Origin of the sequence: Demequina sp. (assembly GCF_016278765.1) — a bacterium.
Taxonomy (GTDB): Bacteria; Actinomycetota; Actinomycetes; order Actinomycetales; family Demequinaceae; genus Demequina.
The window spans coordinates 1-15,626 of record NZ_JADQBE010000045.1 but is presented as its reverse complement, the minus strand read 5'-3'; the positions used below and the strand labels follow the sequence as shown (position 1 = coordinate 15,626).

Here is a 15,626-nt window from a genome sequence, read left to right as displayed (position 1 = left end):
GCGCGACAGCGACACCCAACGATCCGCTAACGTGACTCGCGGAGGAGACACATGTTTCAGTTTTTGCAGTTCTTGGTTGTTGCCGCAATCTCATATGCGGCGTTCGGCGCCGGAGTATGGGCGCTGATCGATGTCTCGCGCAGATCCAATGACGCCTTCGTCAGCGCCAGCAAGCAAAGCAAGACGCTGTGGGTCGTGATCCTCGTGGTTGCCACGGCGCTCCTGTTCATCTCGCTCCCGTACCCCTTTGGCGGCGGGTCCGGACCCTTGGGCATCGTGGGACTCGCGGCGGCAGTCGCCGTGATCGTCTACCACGTGGGCGTCAAGCCCGCACTCGGCCCCCACCGGCGGGGGCCCTCCGGCGGCGGGCGCAGCGACCGCAACACCGGCGGCTGGTAGGGGCCGATGCGCGCCGTACTGCAACGGGCGTCGCGCGCGTCCGTCGTTGTTGACGGGGTCGAGGTTGCCGCATTCGACGCCCAAGGCATCGTCGCGTTGGTGGGGGTCACCCACGAGGACGGGCCGGAGCAGGCCCAGACCATCGCCCGCAAGATCGCCGACCTGCGCATCCTCGACAACGAGCGATCGGTGAGCGACGAGGACGCCCCCGTCATCGTCGTCAGCCAGTTCACGCTGTATGCGGACACCCGCAAGGGTCGCCGCCCCACCTGGAATCAGGCGGCGCCGCGGCCCGTGGCCGAGCCCCTCGTCGAGGCCGTGGCGGCCGCCCTGCGGGAGCGCGGCCTCACCGTGGGCACCGGGGTGTTCGGCGCCCACATGGACGTGACCCTCACCAACGACGGGCCGATCACGATCCTGCTCGAGACCTAAGCCTCCTATGCCGCCCGACGGTCGAGCAGGTCTCCGACCTCGCAGTCGAGGGCCTCACAGATGGCCACGAGCGTCGAAAAGCGGATGGCGCGCGCCCGATCATTCTTGAGCACCGACAGGTTCACGAGCGAAACGCCCACCATCTCACTCAGTCGAGTAAGCGTCATGCCGCGCTGTGCGAGGAGCTCGTCGAGCCGGCAGTGGATGCCGCTGGGCTCTGACTCGGCCGGGCTCATACGAGTCCCTCGGTGTCGCGGCGCACGCGTTCGCCCCGTTGCAGGGCCCCACCCACGGCAAGGTAGAGGCCGATGCGGTCGGCTCGATCGAGTGTGTGCGTGTCGTCAGTCACGACACTCCTTAACGTTTATCGTTATTATCGCTTAACGATATGCATCGATTCTCGATATGTCAACCGGACGACTCGGGGTTGTTGCGCTGCGGTCACAACTCTCACGCCCAACGCGAACATGGACATGCCGACGGGGGGCACGTGGTTAGCCTGGTCACACACCATAAGGACTCATTCCTTGTGGCCAAGGAGGTCGACGATGTTCGAACGGTTCACTGACAGGGCCCGTCGTGTGGTGGTGCTCGCCCAAGAAGAGGCGCGCATGCTCAACCACAACTACATCGGGACCGAGCACATCCTGCTGGGCCTGGTGCGCGAGGGCGAAGGCGTTGCCGCCAAGGCCCTCGAGGCCATGGACATCTCCCTCAACGGCGTCCGCGAGCAGGTGCAGGAGATCATCGGCGAGGGCTCACACGCCCCGTCCGGTCACATCCCCTTCACCCCGCGCGCCAAGAAGGTCCTCGAGTTGTCGCTGCGCGAGGCGCTGCAGCTCGGCCACAACTACATCGGCACCGAGCACATCCTGCTCGGCCTCATTCGCGAGGGCGAGGGCGTTGCCGCACAGGTGCTCGGCAAGCTCGGCGCGGAACTCAGTTCCGTGCGCCAGCAGGTCATCCAGCTCCTGTCCGGCTACGAGGGCAAGGAGACCGCCGGAGCGGGCGCCGCCGTCGGCGGACCCCAGGAGGGCACCCCCGCCGGCTCCACCGTGCTCGACCAGTTCGGCCGTAACTACACGCAAGCCGCACGCGAAGGAAAGCTCGACCCGGTCATCGGTCGCGAGCTGATCATGGAACGCGTCATGCAGGTCCTCAGCCGTCGCACCAAGAACAACCCGGTGCTGATCGGCGAGCCCGGCGTCGGCAAGACGGCCGTGGTCGAGGGACTTGCCCAGGCGATCGTGCGCGGCGACGTGCCCGAGACGCTCAAGGACAAGCACCTCTACACGTTAGACCTGGGATCGCTGGTGGCCGGTTCCCGGTACCGCGGCGACTTCGAGGAGCGCCTCAAGAAGGTGCTCAAGGAGATCCGCACCCGTGGCGACATCATCCTGTTCATCGACGAGATCCACACCCTGGTGGGTGCGGGTGCCGCCGAGGGCGCAATCGACGCCGCGAGCATCCTCAAGCCGATGCTGGCGCGCGGAGAACTGCAGACCATCGGCGCGACCACGCTCGACGAGTACCGCAAGCACATCGAGAAGGACGCCGCGCTCGAACGCCGCTTCCAGCCGATCCAGGTGCCGGAGCCGGAACTTGGCCACACCATCGAGATCCTCAAGGGACTGCGCGATCGCTACGAGGCCTTCCACCGCGTCACCATTACGGACGAGGCGATCGTGGCCGCCGCGCAGATGGCCGACCGCTACATCTCCGACCGGTTCCTGCCGGACAAGGCGATCGACCTGATCGACGAGGCGGGCGCGCGCCTGCGCATCCGCCGCATGACCAGCCCGCCCGAGTTGCGCGACCTGGATGACAAGATCGCCAACGTGCGCCGCGAGAAGGAATCGGCCATCGACGAGCAGGACTTCGAGAAGGCCGCGTCGCTGCGCGACGTGGAGCGCAAGTTCACGGAGGAGCGTTCGGAGAAGGAGCAGGCCTGGAAGTCGGGCGACCTCGACATCGCCGCGGTGGTGGACGAGGAACTCATCGCCGAGGTGCTGTCGATGTCCACCGGTGTTCCGGTGGCTCGCGTCAGCTCCGACGAGTCGTCGCGCCTGCTGGCGATGGAGCGCGAACTGCACAAGCGGATCGTCGGCCAGGAGGCTGCCATCAAGGTGCTGTCCCAGGCCATCCGCCGCACGCGTGCTGGCCTGAAGGACCCCAAGCGTCCCGGTGGATCGTTCATCTTCGCGGGTCCGACCGGCGTGGGTAAGACCGAGCTCGCGAAGGCGCTTGCCGAGTTCCTGTTCGGCGACGAGGACGCGCTCATCTCGCTCGACATGTCCGAGTACGGCGAGAAGCACACGGTGGCCCGCCTGTTTGGCGCACCCCCCGGCTACGTCGGCTTCGAAGAGGGCGGCCAGCTCACCGAGAAGGTGCGCCGCAAGCCGTTCTCCGTGGTGCTGTTCGACGAGGTCGAGAAGGCGCACCCCGACATCTTCAACTCGCTGCTCCAGATCCTGGAGGACGGCAAGCTGACCGATGCTCAGGGCCGCGAGGTGAACTTCAAGAACACCATCATCATCATGACCACCAACCTGGGCGCCGACGCGATCTCCAAGCGTCAGGTCACGGGCTTCGCGGTCGCCCAGCAGGGCGGCCAGACCTACGAAGACATGGTCAAGCTGGTGAACGGAAAGCTGAAGGAACACTTCAAGCCCGAGTTCCTCAACCGCGTGGACAACGTGGTGGTGTTCCCGCAGCTCACGCAGGACGAGATCATCCAGATCGTGGACCTCATGGTGGCCCTCTTGGATGGCCGCATGAAGGACAAGGATATGGGCATCGAGTTGACGGATGCCGCCAAGAAGCTCCTGGCCGAACGCGGCTACGACCCAGTGCTCGGTGCGCGACCCCTGCGTCGAGCACTCCAGCGCGAGATCGAGGACCCGTTGAGCGAGAAGATCCTGTTCGGCGAGATCACGTCCGGACAGATCATCCGCGTGGACGCGCACGGCGAAGGCATCCTGGGCGAGTTCACGTTCGAGGGCATCGACCGGGACGGCGTGGTGGGCGAGCCCATCACCACCGACGTTGTGCCTGCATCCGCCAAGAAGTCGGGCGACTCCGCCGAGAAGGATGACTCCAACTCAGACGAGTCCTGAACCCCACCACACGACGACGCACAAGGCCCCGGCCCCCCCAAGGAGCCGGGGCCTTCGTCGTTTCGCACATTTCAGCGAGGGCTAACACGGCGCCAACCAGATACGCCCGGTGGCCACGATCAGCGCCAATATCCCGAGCGTCAGCGCGGGCATCGCACCCTTGACTCCTTCGCCGATGATGACGTGACGCCGGACCGCACCGGCCATCACGATCACAAGCCCAACCGCCGCGGTGGGCACCAACCACGTGGCGATGCCGGTCACGGCGGGCAGGATCAGCCCCAGCGCGCCGGCAACCTCGGCCGCGCCGATGCCGCGGATGGCAGAGTCGGAATAGTGCGTGGCCCACGCCATGCCTTCTCCCGAGAACTCATGGCGCCGCCAACAGATTGGTGACGCGTCAGCTCAATCGGCGTCGTAACGCCACTGTAGGCGGCGTTCATTCCCGCCGCCCGCGCGCGTGAGTTCTCCGCGGCGGTGGTAAGTCACGGACCCGGCTCGCTAGGCTCGCGATATGAGCCCACACACCCCGCACACCGCCGCCGAAGACCGCTACGAGTCCATGACGTATCGCCGATGCGGACGCTCCGGAGTCCAACTGCCGCCGGTCAGCCTCGGGCTGTGGCAGAACTTCGGCGACGCCACCGGTCTCGACCGCCAGCGCGACATCATCCTGGCCGCGTTCGACATGGGGATCACGCACTACGACCTCGCGAACAACTATGGTCCCCCGGCCGGAAGCGCCGAGCGCAACTTTGGCGGGATCTTTGAGCGCGACCTCAAGCCGTACCGCGACGAGATCCTCATCTCCACCAAGGCGGGTTACGGAATGTGGCCGGGCCCGTACGGAGACTTCGGCTCGCGCAAGTACCTGCTCAGCTCGCTCGACCAGTCGCTGGGACGCATGGGCGTCGAGTACGTGGACATCTTCTATCACCACCGGCCGGACCCCGCAACGCCCATCGAGGAGTCGATGATGGCGCTCGACCAGGCCGTCCGTTCGGGCAAGGCGCTGTACGCCGGGATTTCCAACTACGGACCGGACGACGCGGAGGAGGCCATTCGCATCCTGCGTCACCTGGGCACGCCGCTGCTCATCCACCAGCCCCGCTACTCGATGTTCGACCGCCGCCCCGAGGAGGGCCTGCTCGACGTGTTGGGTCGCGAAGGCGTCGGCTCGATCGTGTTCTCACCCTTGGCGCAGGGCCTGCTGACCGACCGCTACCTCAAGGGAGTACCCGAGGGTTCGCGCGCCACCCACAGCCAGTTCCTGTCTGAGAAGAACCTGTCTCAGTCGTATCTGGAGCGAGCACGCGCGCTCAACGACATTGCGCAGGGCCGCGGTCAGACGCTCGCGCAGATGGCCATCCAGTGGGTGCTACGCGACGATCGCATCACGAGCGCCCTCGTCGGCGCCTCGAGCGTGCAGCAGCTGAGGGACAACGTGGCTGCATTGAGCTTTGACCCGCTGTCCGACGAGGAGATGGCGGCCATCGAACCGTACGCGGTGCAGGGCACGGGATCGCTCTAGCGGGGATCACAGCCGCACAGGTCCGCGGAGGCGTCGTCGGCCGCCCGATAGGCGAACTCACGGTCATGTGGTTGGCCGGTGCGCGAGTCGTAGCGCGCCACCGCCAATCCCTGCTCGATGAGGTCGAGGCCCACGTCCGAGTCGTCGACCTCGACGTATCTCAGCAGTCGGCCGTAGGTGTCGCGGTCGGCTTCCGCGCCGGATCCAGCATTCGCGGTGACCCGCCACCACGCGCCCAGCACCAGCAGCAGACCCGCGATGGACGCGGCTGCACGCCGGGCGGAGGGAGACATGCGCACAGACTAGGCGAGCGCGAACGAGCCGCGCTCCGCATCGACCAATGAGATGAGGCCGTCCGACACGAGGCCGTCGAGGCACCGATCCAGCTGGCCCGGGTCGATGTCCTCGAGCGCCGCCCGCCCGGCCAGGGTGAGCGGGTCCGCGGCCTCGCGGAGCAACGCCAGGATCCGGCCGCGCACCTGTCGGTCGGTGCCGTGCCAGGCTTGCGTTCTGCGCGGCGCTTCGGCGAGTCCCGACCGGCCGGCCGCAACCCACTCACAGGAGCCCTCGAGCGGACAGGCTTCGCACTGCGGAGCGCGCGCGGTACACACGAGTGAACCCAGTTCCATCGACGCGACCGCCCATCGTGCCGCGTCGGAGGCTTGGGCGGGCACGATGCCCGCCGCGAATTCGCGCTCGGCTCGGGTGATGCTCGGGCCGGGCAGCGGCACACCGTTCCACGCGCGTCCGATCACCCGGCGCACGTTCGTGTCGAGCACGACGGTCCTCCTCCCGAACGCGAAGGACGCGACCGCGGCGGCCGTGTAGTCACCCACTCCGGGCAGGGTCACCAGGGCATCGACGTCGCGGGGCACGTCGCCGCCGTGCTCGTGCACCAATACCAGCGCACATTCCCACAAGCGCTTGGCTCGGCGAGGGTATCCCAGGCGCTCCCACGCCCGCACGGCATCGGCCTGCGTCGCCGCTGCAAGGTCCGCCGGCGTGGGCCACCGCGCCATCCACCGCTCCCAGGCGGGCAGCACCCGCGCCACGGGAGTCTGCTGCAGCATCACCTCGCTGACCAGCACTCCCCACGCACTGCAGTCCGGCCTGCGCCACGGAAGATCCCGCGCGTGAGCGTCGTACCAGGTCAGAACGGCGTTGACGCGGGTCACATCCTGATCTGCGGAGTGTGCGGCATACGGCATGGCCTTCATTGTTCCAGCGCTTTGCACGGTTACCGTTGAGTCATCGGAAGGAGGCCCGTGATGGATGGTCTTCGCGAGCCGGTGGGCGCACAGCCCCCCGAGGTGTACTGGCGCCGACGCATCGTCGCGATCGTGGGAGCCGTACTGTTGCTAGTCGTCCTGTACTTCTTGATCTTCTCCCCGGGGGGTGGCGACTCGACGGCCACGCCGCCCGCCACGGCGAATCCGACCGTCACGGCAGACCCCACCGCGGGGGCGACGGGGGGCTCCGATGTGTCGCGGCCCTGCACCTCGGCCGATGTGACGCTCGCCGCGACTCCCAATCCCAGCACTTTTGGCGCGGGCGCCCTGCCCGTGTTCGACGTGTCCATCACCCACACGGGCACCTCCCCATGCCTGCTCGACACGGCCGCCGATCACACGGAGCTGCTGATCACGTCGGGAAGCGACCGCATCTTCTCTTCGGCGGACTGCCCCACCGACGCCACCATCAACCCGCGCGAATTTCTGTTGCAGCCCGACGCGGAAGAGACGTTCTCGGTGACCTGGTCTCGCCAACGGTCCGCACCGGAATGCACTGCGGTCTCGGCCACACCGGGCGACGGCACCTATCACGCCATGCTCACGATCCAGGGGATCGAAGCGCCCGACGTCAGCTTCCAGCTGAGCAGTTAGCCACGCTGAGCGGTGAGCCCGCTACTGCGCCGGAGTGACGCCGGCCCGCACCGCCTCGGCAAGGGTCTCCACGGTGATCACCGTCATGCGCCCGGCGACGACCTCGCGTGCGGCTGCATCAATGCCCGGCGGCACGATCGCGTGCGTGAAGCCCAGCCTGGCCGCCTCGGACAGCCGGGTGCCGATGGCGCTCACGGGCCGCACCGCACCCGACAGCGCCACCTCGCCGATCGCGATGTATCCCTTTCGCACCGGGCGGTCCGCTCTCGCGGACGCGAGGGCCAGCGCCAGCGCCAGGTCCGCGGCCGGCTCGGCGACCTTGGCGCCGCCCACCGTGGAGACATAGACGTCATCCGTGACGAGCGCGACACCCACGCGCCGGTGCAACACCGCAAGCATCATGGCGACGCGCGCGGAATCCAGGCCCGACGTAGCGCGGCGCGGGTTGGACAGCGCGGACGGCGCCACGAGCGCCTGGATCTCCGCGGGCAGCGCACGCCTCCCGTCAATGGTGATGGTCGCGCAGGTTCCCGCGATGGGCTCGCCAGTCTGGCTGAGGAACAGGCCGGAGGGGTCGGGGACCTCTTCAATGCCCGCTTCGACCAACTGGAAGCAGCCCACCTCATCCACGGATCCGAAACGGTTCTTGAGGGCACGCAGCAGTCGCAAGGGTGAATGCGCGTCGCCCTCGAACTGGCACACCACGTCGACCAGGTGCTCCACCAGCCGGGGACCAGCCACGGACCCGTCTTTGGTGACGTGACCTACAAGCACCATCGGCACTCCGGAGATCTTCGCCGCCTGAGTCAGTGCAGCCGCAACCTCGCGGACTTGAGACACCCCGCCCGCCGATCCCTCGATCGACGCCGAGGCGATGGTCTGGATGGAGTCGATGATGACCAGCCCGGGGGCCTCGACGGCCAGATGTGCAAGCACGACGCCCAGGTCAGTTTCCGCGGCAAGCTTGAGGCGCCTCTCGAGCGCACCCATGCGTTCGGCGCGCAGGCGCACCTGTCCCGCGGATTCCTCGCCGGAGATGTAGAGCACGTCGGTGCCCTCACGAGCCGCTCTTGCCGCCACTTCAAGCAACAGGGTCGACTTGCCCACGCCCGGCTCTCCCGCCAGCAGGACCGCCGCGCCAGCCACAAGCCCGCCGCCGAGAACGCGATCAAATTCCGTGACCATGGTGGGGTGGCGCGCCGATTCGCTGGACGGGACGTCGCCAATCGGTCGGGCCCGTGTGGTGACGGCGGTGGCCTGTGTGCGTGGTCCGGCGGCCGCCCCCACCTCGACGACGGTGCCCCACTGCTGGCACTCGCTGCAGCGGCCCACCCACTTGACTGCCGTCCATCCGCACTCGGTGCACCGATATGCGGGCGCAGTCTTCTTGGGGTTCGCCATGGCGTCACGTTACCCGCCGGATCTGACACGCGGGGGGACGCTCGAACAGCGGCGTGCACCCCCTGGGCATAACCTGGGCACATGTCTAGTGACGATTACCGTCCGCCGTGGTTGCCGGTGAATCCCGTGCCGGAGCCCGCTGAGACCAGCGACAACGTGCCCGGGGCAGAGCCCGACACCTTCTCCCCTGCGAAATCGTGGGCGCACGGCGAGCCTGGCTCCGAGCATGAGGCCACCTCTCCCACCACGCCCCTCACCGGATGGCCCTTCGCCCCGATGCCGGAGGGGTCGACGCCACCACGGCCGGCGCGGCGACCGCGCACCGCGTCCAGCCCATCACCCGCGGCGGCGGCCGCCTTCTTTGGTGCGCGCGGCGACCGCGACGCAACCCCGGACGAATCGGAGCCGGTCGAGTCGGAATCGGTCAGTCCCCAGCCCGGCTCGCCGACGGTCGAGACGCCTTCGCCTCCCGCGACGCCGACGCAGCAGGTCCCGGCCACCCCCACGAGTCCGTACCTGAGCGGAACCCGTCCCCGCGCCGATCACAGCGATGCCCACCCGGGACATCACTCGAACGCGCAGGACTCCTGGTTGCACTCCGCCCCGCCCGGCCCGCCGGTGACCGGGTCCGTCCCGACACCGGGTCCGAACGATCTCACCCCCAGCAAGCCACAGGTGCCGCACAGCGCGCATGCGCCAGCCTCCGCGCCGACCCCTGAATCGACTCACGAGTCCCAGCCGCCTGCGACGCCGAGGACCGAAGCGGACGAGGTCCCCACTCCGATTGCGGCCGACGAGGCGGAGATCATCGCCCCGATCCTGCCCCCGCCGGATACCGAGATCCTGCCGCGCGCGGGCGATGATGAGGTCAATTACTCCGCCGCCTCCGTCCAAGGTCTGATGCCGTGGAGGCCGGCCAGCCCCCCCGAGCCGCAGGGCGAGACCGATTCTCCTCAAGCGTCCGCGGACCCGGTGTGGCAGCTCGGCGCCTCGGCGATCTCGAACGCGAGCCTGCAGGCCGCAGGTGCCCCCACTCCCACGTCGGGCGTCCCGCGCGTCTCCGCATCGGAAGAGACGTTCCCGTCATTCGGCGACGAGGAGCCATTCGTGCCGCGGTTTGAGCCGGCGACGCGTCCGTTGTCCCCGCAGACCCCGTCGGTGAGTTTCACGGAACCCGCGCCTCGACCCTCCTCACCGCTGTCCGAACTTGACGTTCCTGAGACAGATGAGCCGGCGTACACGCCGAGAGTCGAGCTCAGTACGCGGGCGGCGGATGCGCCCGGCCCCACGCGGGTTCCGCCCGTCACAGACGTACCGGTCGAGCACGATGCATCGGCTCCTGCCCCCGCGTCGGAAGACGCCACGCCGACGCCGCCGCGCCCCTGGTCGCCCGTCGCGGACGACGACGTTGAGTTCGCGGCCCCGACAATCCTGCCGGCCGCGGGCCTGCCGCCAGAGACGGCCCTCGACAGCGAACCCGAGCCCGCGTCGGACGGGGTGTCGAAGCCTGAAGCACATTCAGATGAGGAGACGGAACCGGATCTCGATGCCACGGGCGACGGCACCATCGCCGACCAGCACGAGGTCGCCGCTGTGGCGCCCCGCAAGCGCAGGCGGTGGATCTGGTGGCTGATCGCGGCTCTGGTGGTCGCATCGGCCGCGGGGGTGTTGGTGTACCGCACGTTCTTGCTCCCCGAGCCCATCACCTTGCCAGTTCCGACGATCACGGCCACGCCGCCAGGACCGCAGGGCGCGCCCATCACGATCGCGGATCCGTCGGACTTTGTGGCGGCACTGCCAAGCACCGTGCAGACGTACGTGCTGCGTGAATTCGAAAGCATCGATCCGCTGACGGAGCCGACGCTGCCCGCGCGGACGGCCGAGCACGCCAAGCTGAGTTATGGCGAGGCCGCCGGGTCCCCCGCGTTCGTGGTGGATGCGTATCAGCACTACAACGTCGACGACGCTCAGCAGGCGTACAACGCGTATGCGGAGGGCGCCACGGACGTGGAGCCCGTCCTGGTGGACGGCGAGCAGGTGGGCGAACGCGCCCTGACCGAGCAAGGCGCCACCGGCACCGTGGTGTGGCGCAACGTCACCGCGGTATTCGTATTGACCGGGCCGGCCGAGTCTGTACTGGACTTCTACGAGCACTACGGGGTGTAGCGGTGCCCCGTGCGCCGGGTAAGCGGGGACCGCGCCCCGGCGGCCCGGATACCCGCGCCGAGATTCTCGCGGCCGCGGGCGCGGTGTTTTCGCGGGACGGTTACGCTCGTGGATCTGTCCGGGCCGTTGCCCGCGAGGCCCGCGTTGACCCAGCGCTCGTGCGTCATTACTTCGCCACCAAGAGCGAGTTGTTTGTCGAGGCGATGAGGCCGCCGATCGACCTCGAGGGTCATGCACAGCGTCTGGCAGAGGGCGACCCGGACCTGGTGGGGACGCGCGCCATGACGTTCTTTGTCGAGGCGTGGGATGACCCGGTGCGCGGTCCCCGCATCGTCGCCCTCATGCGGGCGGCGCTCGAGCATCCCGAGGTCGCGGATTTTGTGCGCGAGCTCATCATCGAGGGCGTGATCCAGCGGGTGGCCGTGGCGGTCGGCGCCAAGGACCCGGCGAGAGCCGCGATCACGGCCGCCTCCCAAGTCTTCGGACTGGCAATGCTCCGTCATGGCGCGCGCATCGAACCGCTCGCCTCGGAGCCGGCCGAGTCGCTCATTGCGCGGTATGGGCCGATTCTCACACGACTGCTCCGTGAGGACTCCCCGCCACGGTTGACAGTCGACGAGTGAACGAGCACAATTCCCCATATGAGGAATAGCGCCCCTGAGAGAGCCGCCATCTCGATCCGCGCGCTCCACGTGATCCGCGGCGGAAACGAGGTCCTTCCGCACATCGACCTGGACGTTCCCTACGGCCAGATCGTCGGCCTGCTCGGCCCCTCGGGCGGCGGCAAGACCACGCTGATGCGTGCGATCGTCGGCGCCCAGATCGTGGCCGGAGGATCGGTCGAGGTGCTGGGCCACCCCGCCGGATCGCCCGTGCTGCGCAGCCGCATCGGCTACGTCACGCAAGCGCCCTCCATCTACCCCGACCTCACCGCCCGCGAGAACCTCGCCTACTTCGCCAAGACGATGGGCGTAGGCGCCGACGGCGTGGCCACGACGCTCCACCACATCGGCCTCGCGGACGTCGCCGATCGGCCGGTCAGCACCCTCTCGGGCGGCCAGGAGTCGCGCGTGTCGTTGGGCGCCGCGCTCGTGGGCGACCCCGAACTGCTCGTGCTCGACGAACCCACGGTGGGACTCGACCCCGCACTGCGCAGGGACTTGTGGAAACTCTTCCACGAACTCCGAGACTCGGGAAAGACGGTGCTCGTGAGCTCACACGTCATGGACGAGGCGACCCGCTGCGACCGCCTTGTCTTTGTGCGGGACGGCGGGATTCTCGCCGACGACACCTACGAGAACATCCTCGCGGACTCCGGTACCGACAACGCCGATGCTGCCTTCCTGGTGCTGGCCGAAAGGAACGCGGCATGAGCCTCACGCTCACCTGGAACACCGCCAAACGCGTGCTGACTCAACTACGCCGCGACCCCCGCACGCTCGTGATGCTCATGGTGCTGCCCGTGGGTCTCACATGGCTGCTGCAGTTTATGTTCTCCGAGTCGCCGGTGCCGCCCACGGGGCCGATCTTCAACACGATCGGCCCGCGCATCATGGGCTTGTTCCCCCTCATCATGATGTTCCTCATCACGTCGATCACGATGCTCCGCGAGCGCCAGTCCGGCACCCTGGAGCGCCTCATGGTGGGCCCCACCGGCAAGGCCGACGTGATCCTCGGCTACGCGTTCGCCTTTGGCCTGGTGGCCACCGTGCAGGCGATCGTCATGACGGCGTGGTCCGTGTGGCCGCTCGGGCTCGAGATCCCCACCGGTCTGTGGCTGCTGGGGCTCGTCATGGTTCTCGACGCACTCGTGGGCACCGCGCTGGGTCTGTTGGCGTCGGCGGTCGCCAAGACGGAGTTCCAGGCCGTGCAGATGATGCCCCTGGTCATCATTCCGCAACTGCTGCTGGCCGGCCTCTTCATGAACCGCACGGACATGCCCACCGCGCTCACGTACGTCTCCGATGTGCTGCCGGTGAGCTACTCGATCGACGCGGTCAACTCGATCCTTGCGGGGGACGGCGACGCCATCTGGGCTCCCGTGGGGATTCTGGTGGCGTTCATTGCGGGCTCGCTCGTGCTCGGTGCCATGACGCTCCGCCGTCGCACGGACTGAACCCGCCGCCACGAAACCCGCAACGTTTGCATGCGGCCGATAGCCTGGGAGCATGACTGACACCACTCCCGCGCCCTCGTCCACGATCGCCATCATCGGCGGCGGAGTCATGGGCGGCGCCATCGCCGCCGGAGTCCGCAACGGAGGCTGGCCCGCCGAAGCCGTGACGGTGGCCGACCGCCACAGCGAAACCCTCGCGGATCTCGCGGGCGCGCACGGACTGCTCACCACGACGAGCGTGGCCGAGGCCGCTGCGGGCGCGGATGTGATCGTCTTTGCCGTCAAACCCCAAAATGCGGCCGAGGTGCTCGCCGAGTTCGGGCCCCATGTGAAGCCGGGGAGCATGGTGCTGACCATTGCGGCGGGGCTGTCGGCCTCGTTCTATGAGGCGCGCCTGCCGCACGGCACCCCGGTGGTGCGGGCCATGCCCAACACACCCGCCCTGGTGGGCTTTGGTGCGACCGCGATCGCGGCGGGCGCATCGGCCACCGATGCCCACCTGACCGTGGCCTCCCGCGTCCTCGCCGCGACCGGCCTGGTGGTCACGGTCGACGAGGGCCAGATCAACGCCGTCAGCACCGTGTCCGGCTCGGGGCCGGCATACTTCTACGCGTTCGTCGAGGCGATGGTCGAGGCCGGAATCACGCAGGGCCTCGACCGCGACGTCGCCAGTGCGCTGGCCCGCCAGACGCTCATCGGCGCGGGACGGCTGTTGGAGAGCTCGGGCGCGACGCCGGCCGAGTTGCGCGCGCGGGTCTCGTCCAAGGGCGGCACCACGCTGGCTGCCCTCGAAGCGATGGGTCACGCGGGATTGCAGACGGTGGTGGCGGTCGGCCTGTCGGCTGCAGACCGACGTGCCCGCGAACTCGCGGTCGAACTCGCAGGCGAGTAGGAACGACTGAACGCCCGACTTGTGCGCCTGCCGGGTCCGTCCCAGCCCGCTATTGTGTAGAGCGCTCTTCCTTGTCAGCGCGGACGGAGACCGGAGAGTCACGCAGCATGTCTTGAATCCTGGGAGTTCTCATGCAATACGGTCACTTCGATGATGCCGCGCGCGAGTACGTCATCACTCGCCCGGACACCCCCCGGTCGTGGTCCAACTACCTGGGCTCTCGCCTCTACGGCGGGATCATCACGCAGGGCGCTGGCGGATACTCGTTCTACAAGTCCGGCGGCGAGGGCCGCGTCACGCGCTTTCGCTTTAACGGCGTGCCTCAAGACGAGCCCGGCCGCTATATCTACCTTCGGGACGACGCCGACGGAGACTTCTGGTCTGCATCCTGGCAGCCCGTGGGCAAGCCGCTGCGAGGCCGCGACGGCGAAGATGTCGACGCCGCCGGCAACCCGACCCAGGCGTCGTCCGTGCGCCACGGCCTCGGCTACTCGATCTTCCATTCGAACTATCGGGGCATCGACTCAGAGGCGTGCGTTTTCATCCCGAAGGGTCAAGCGTTCGAGTACTGGTCCGTGAAGGTCACCAACACCACCGCCGAGCCCCGCAACGTGTCCCTGTTCTCGTACGCGGAACTGTCCAACGACTGGAACTACCGCCAGTACCTGGAGAACCTCCAGTACTCGCAGTACGTGGTGGTGTGCCGATTGAAGGACGGGATGATCCACCGATCCAACTCGGCGCGCACGCACACGTCCGAGCTGTGGTTCGGCATGGCGGGCGCCGATCTCGCCGGCTTCGACACCGACCGCGACGCCTTCCTGGGCTCGTACCGTACGCAGTCGGCGCCGATCGCCGTGGAGCGCGGCTACTGCTCCGGCTCCGAGACGACGGGCGACAACGCCTGCTCGTCACTGCAGGCCAGGCTCGAGCTTGCGCCGGGCGAGACGCGCCACGTGATCTACATGATGGGCGTGGGGGCGCCCGATGCCCCGTGGGAAGACGTCGACGGCGTCTCCGTGCGACCGGGCCGGGAAATCATGGCTAAGTTCGGCACCCCAAGGGCCGTAGAACGCGAGTTGGCCACCCTGCGTAGTCAGTGGGGCGACTATGTGGCGCCGCTGCAGATCGCCACCCCGGACGAGCAGATGAACTCGATGATCAACGTCTGGCACGCGTACCAGACGCACATGACGTTCACCTGGTCGCGCGGCGTCTCGCTGATCGAGGCCGGCGACCGCGACGGCCTGGGCTACCGCGACACGGTGCAGGACATGCTCGCGGTGATCCACGCCATCCCCGATGAGGTGCGCGAGCGCCTCACCATGATCCTCACGGGCCAAACGCACGAGGGCGGCGCGATGCCGCTTGTGAAGCCGTGGGCGCATCGTCCCGGCCATGAGACCACCCCCACGCTTGAGCAATACCGCTCGGACGACGCGCTGTGGCTGCCGATCACGGTGGCGAATTTTGTGTACGAGACGGGAGACGTCGCCTACCTCGATACCGTGCTGCCCTACGCCGACCACGGCGAGGCGACGGTGTTCGAGCACCTCAAGCAGGCCATCCAGTTCTCGCTAGATCACCTGGGCAACAACGGCCTGGTGCAGGGACTGCAGGCGGACTGGAACGACCGCCTGCAGTTCGGCACCACGGGCGAGTCCATGTTCTCCACCTTCCTCATGGCCAA

15 protein-coding genes and 1 pseudogene are annotated in these 15,626 nt (G+C 67.9%); 11 read left to right on the top strand and 5 right to left on the bottom strand.

Annotated features, from left to right (window positions below):
• The first annotated feature begins 51 nt into the window (after window positions 1–51).
• Together QZZ29_RS08405 and dtd are read left to right on the top strand one after the other, a co-directional pair.
• Window positions 52–399, top strand: a complete 348-nt coding sequence (locus QZZ29_RS08405; protein ID WP_291382539.1) for a DUF2516 family protein — start codon at window positions 52–54, stop codon at window positions 397–399.
• 6 nt (window positions 400–405) lie between these two features.
• Entirely contained in the window at window positions 406–831 is a 426-nt protein-coding gene (gene dtd / locus QZZ29_RS08400; RefSeq protein ID WP_291382538.1) for a D-aminoacyl-tRNA deacylase, read from the top strand.
• A 5-nt stretch (window positions 832–836) separates the two neighbouring features.
• Here the strand turns inward: dtd and QZZ29_RS08395 are convergent, their stop codons facing one another.
• Window positions 837–1,067: a helix-turn-helix transcriptional regulator gene (locus tag QZZ29_RS08395; RefSeq protein ID WP_291382537.1), complete on the bottom strand. Its 231-nt coding sequence runs from the start codon at window positions 1,065–1,067 to the stop codon at window positions 837–839.
• Between the two features lie 312 nt (window positions 1,068–1,379).
• Here QZZ29_RS08395 and QZZ29_RS08390 point away from each other — a divergent pair, with 312 nt between their 5' ends.
• Window positions 1,380–3,947, top strand: a complete 2,568-nt coding sequence (locus QZZ29_RS08390) for an ATP-dependent Clp protease ATP-binding subunit (RefSeq protein ID WP_291382536.1) — start codon at window positions 1,380–1,382, stop codon at window positions 3,945–3,947.
• A gap of 81 nt (window positions 3,948–4,028) precedes the next feature.
• Here QZZ29_RS08390 and QZZ29_RS08385 read toward each other — a convergent pair whose 3' ends face one another.
• Complete coding sequence (locus tag QZZ29_RS08385) at window positions 4,029–4,301, bottom strand: DoxX family protein (RefSeq protein ID WP_291382535.1); 273 nt, start codon at window positions 4,299–4,301, stop codon at window positions 4,029–4,031.
• 160 nt (window positions 4,302–4,461) lie between these two features.
• Between QZZ29_RS08385 and QZZ29_RS08380 the strand changes: the two genes are divergently transcribed.
• Window positions 4,462–5,478: an aldo/keto reductase gene (locus QZZ29_RS08380; RefSeq protein WP_291382534.1), complete on the top strand. Its 1,017-nt coding sequence runs from the start codon at window positions 4,462–4,464 to the stop codon at window positions 5,476–5,478.
• On the opposite strand, the gene QZZ29_RS08375 is transcribed toward QZZ29_RS08380, so the two are convergent.
• Together QZZ29_RS08375 and QZZ29_RS08370 are read right to left on the bottom strand one after the other, a co-directional pair.
• A complete protein-coding gene (locus QZZ29_RS08375) occupies window positions 5,475–5,771 on the bottom strand; it encodes a thermonuclease family protein (RefSeq protein ID WP_291382533.1) in 297 nt (98 codons plus the stop codon). The two genes, QZZ29_RS08380 and QZZ29_RS08375, sit on opposite strands and share 4 nt — an antisense overlap.
• A 9-nt stretch (window positions 5,772–5,780) precedes the next feature.
• Entirely contained in the window at window positions 5,781–6,686 is a 906-nt protein-coding gene (locus QZZ29_RS08370) for an A/G-specific adenine glycosylase (RefSeq protein ID WP_291382532.1), read from the bottom strand.
• A 60-nt stretch (window positions 6,687–6,746) separates the two neighbouring features.
• On the opposite strand from QZZ29_RS08370, the gene QZZ29_RS08365 reads away from it, so the two are divergent.
• The gene (locus QZZ29_RS08365) at window positions 6,747–7,361 is read left to right on the top strand and encodes a hypothetical protein (protein WP_291382531.1); all 615 of its coding nucleotides are present in this window, start codon (window positions 6,747–6,749) and stop codon (window positions 7,359–7,361) included.
• A gap of 21 nt (window positions 7,362–7,382) precedes the next feature.
• On the opposite strand, the gene radA is transcribed toward QZZ29_RS08365, so the two are convergent.
• Window positions 7,383–8,762, bottom strand: a complete 1,380-nt coding sequence (gene radA, locus QZZ29_RS08360; protein ID WP_291382530.1) for a DNA repair protein RadA — start codon at window positions 8,760–8,762, stop codon at window positions 7,383–7,385.
• An 81-nt stretch (window positions 8,763–8,843) separates the two neighbouring features.
• Between radA and QZZ29_RS08355 the strand changes: the two genes are divergently transcribed.
• The 6 genes and pseudogenes from QZZ29_RS08355 to QZZ29_RS08330 all read left to right on the top strand — a co-directional run.
• Window positions 8,844–10,928, top strand: coding sequence for a hypothetical protein (locus QZZ29_RS08355; RefSeq protein WP_291382529.1), 2,085 nt, complete (start codon window positions 8,844–8,846; stop codon window positions 10,926–10,928).
• The gene (locus QZZ29_RS08350; RefSeq protein WP_366479308.1) at window positions 10,847–11,551 is read left to right on the top strand and encodes a TetR family transcriptional regulator; all 705 of its coding nucleotides are present in this window, start codon (window positions 10,847–10,849) and stop codon (window positions 11,549–11,551) included. Before QZZ29_RS08355 ends, QZZ29_RS08350 begins: the two co-directional genes overlap by 82 nt.
• 18 nt (window positions 11,552–11,569) lie before the next feature.
• The gene (locus tag QZZ29_RS08345) at window positions 11,570–12,301 is read left to right on the top strand and encodes an ABC transporter ATP-binding protein (protein ID WP_291382527.1); all 732 of its coding nucleotides are present in this window, start codon (window positions 11,570–11,572) and stop codon (window positions 12,299–12,301) included.
• Window positions 12,298–13,044 carry an ABC transporter permease gene (locus tag QZZ29_RS08340; protein WP_291382526.1) on the top strand — a complete coding sequence of 249 codons (747 nt, stop codon included), beginning with the start codon at window positions 12,298–12,300 and terminating at the stop codon, window positions 13,042–13,044. Before QZZ29_RS08345 ends, QZZ29_RS08340 begins: the two co-directional genes overlap by 4 nt.
• A 52-nt stretch (window positions 13,045–13,096) precedes the next feature.
• The gene (proC, locus tag QZZ29_RS08335) at window positions 13,097–13,936 is read left to right on the top strand and encodes a pyrroline-5-carboxylate reductase (protein WP_291382525.1); all 840 of its coding nucleotides are present in this window, start codon (window positions 13,097–13,099) and stop codon (window positions 13,934–13,936) included.
• A 131-nt stretch (window positions 13,937–14,067) separates the two neighbouring features.
• Window positions 14,068–15,626: pseudogene (locus QZZ29_RS08330) on the top strand (N,N'-diacetylchitobiose phosphorylase); the annotation flags it as partial.

Bases quoted from the DNA above. Each gene is read 5' to 3' on its own strand.
- QZZ29_RS08340 (WP_291382526.1), top strand. From the start codon at position 12,298: ATGAGCCTCACGCTCACCTGGAACACCGCCAAACGCGTGCTGACTCAA.
- dtd (WP_291382538.1), top strand. From the start codon at position 406: ATGCGCGCCGTACTGCAACGGGCGTCGCGCGCGTCCGTCGTTGTTGAC.
- QZZ29_RS08380 (WP_291382534.1), top strand. From the start codon at position 4,462: ATGAGCCCACACACCCCGCACACCGCCGCCGAAGACCGCTACGAGTCC.
- QZZ29_RS08375 (WP_291382533.1), bottom strand. From the start codon at position 5,771: ATGTCTCCCTCCGCCCGGCGTGCAGCCGCGTCCATCGCGGGTCTGCTG.
- QZZ29_RS08345 (WP_291382527.1), top strand. From the start codon at position 11,570: ATGAGGAATAGCGCCCCTGAGAGAGCCGCCATCTCGATCCGCGCGCTC.
- radA (WP_291382530.1), bottom strand. From the start codon at position 8,762: ATGGCGAACCCCAAGAAGACTGCGCCCGCATATCGGTGCACCGAGTGC.
- QZZ29_RS08365 (WP_291382531.1), top strand. From the start codon at position 6,747: ATGGATGGTCTTCGCGAGCCGGTGGGCGCACAGCCCCCCGAGGTGTAC.
- QZZ29_RS08395 (WP_291382537.1), bottom strand. From the start codon at position 1,067: ATGAGCCCGGCCGAGTCAGAGCCCAGCGGCATCCACTGCCGGCTCGAC.
- QZZ29_RS08390 (WP_291382536.1), top strand. From the start codon at position 1,380: ATGTTCGAACGGTTCACTGACAGGGCCCGTCGTGTGGTGGTGCTCGCC.
- QZZ29_RS08405 (WP_291382539.1), top strand. From the start codon at position 52: ATGTTTCAGTTTTTGCAGTTCTTGGTTGTTGCCGCAATCTCATATGCG.
- QZZ29_RS08355 (WP_291382529.1), top strand. From the start codon at position 8,844: ATGTCTAGTGACGATTACCGTCCGCCGTGGTTGCCGGTGAATCCCGTG.
- QZZ29_RS08385 (WP_291382535.1), bottom strand. From the start codon at position 4,301: ATGGCGTGGGCCACGCACTATTCCGACTCTGCCATCCGCGGCATCGGC.
- QZZ29_RS08370 (WP_291382532.1), bottom strand. From the start codon at position 6,686: ATGCCGTATGCCGCACACTCCGCAGATCAGGATGTGACCCGCGTCAAC.
- proC (WP_291382525.1), top strand. From the start codon at position 13,097: ATGACTGACACCACTCCCGCGCCCTCGTCCACGATCGCCATCATCGGC.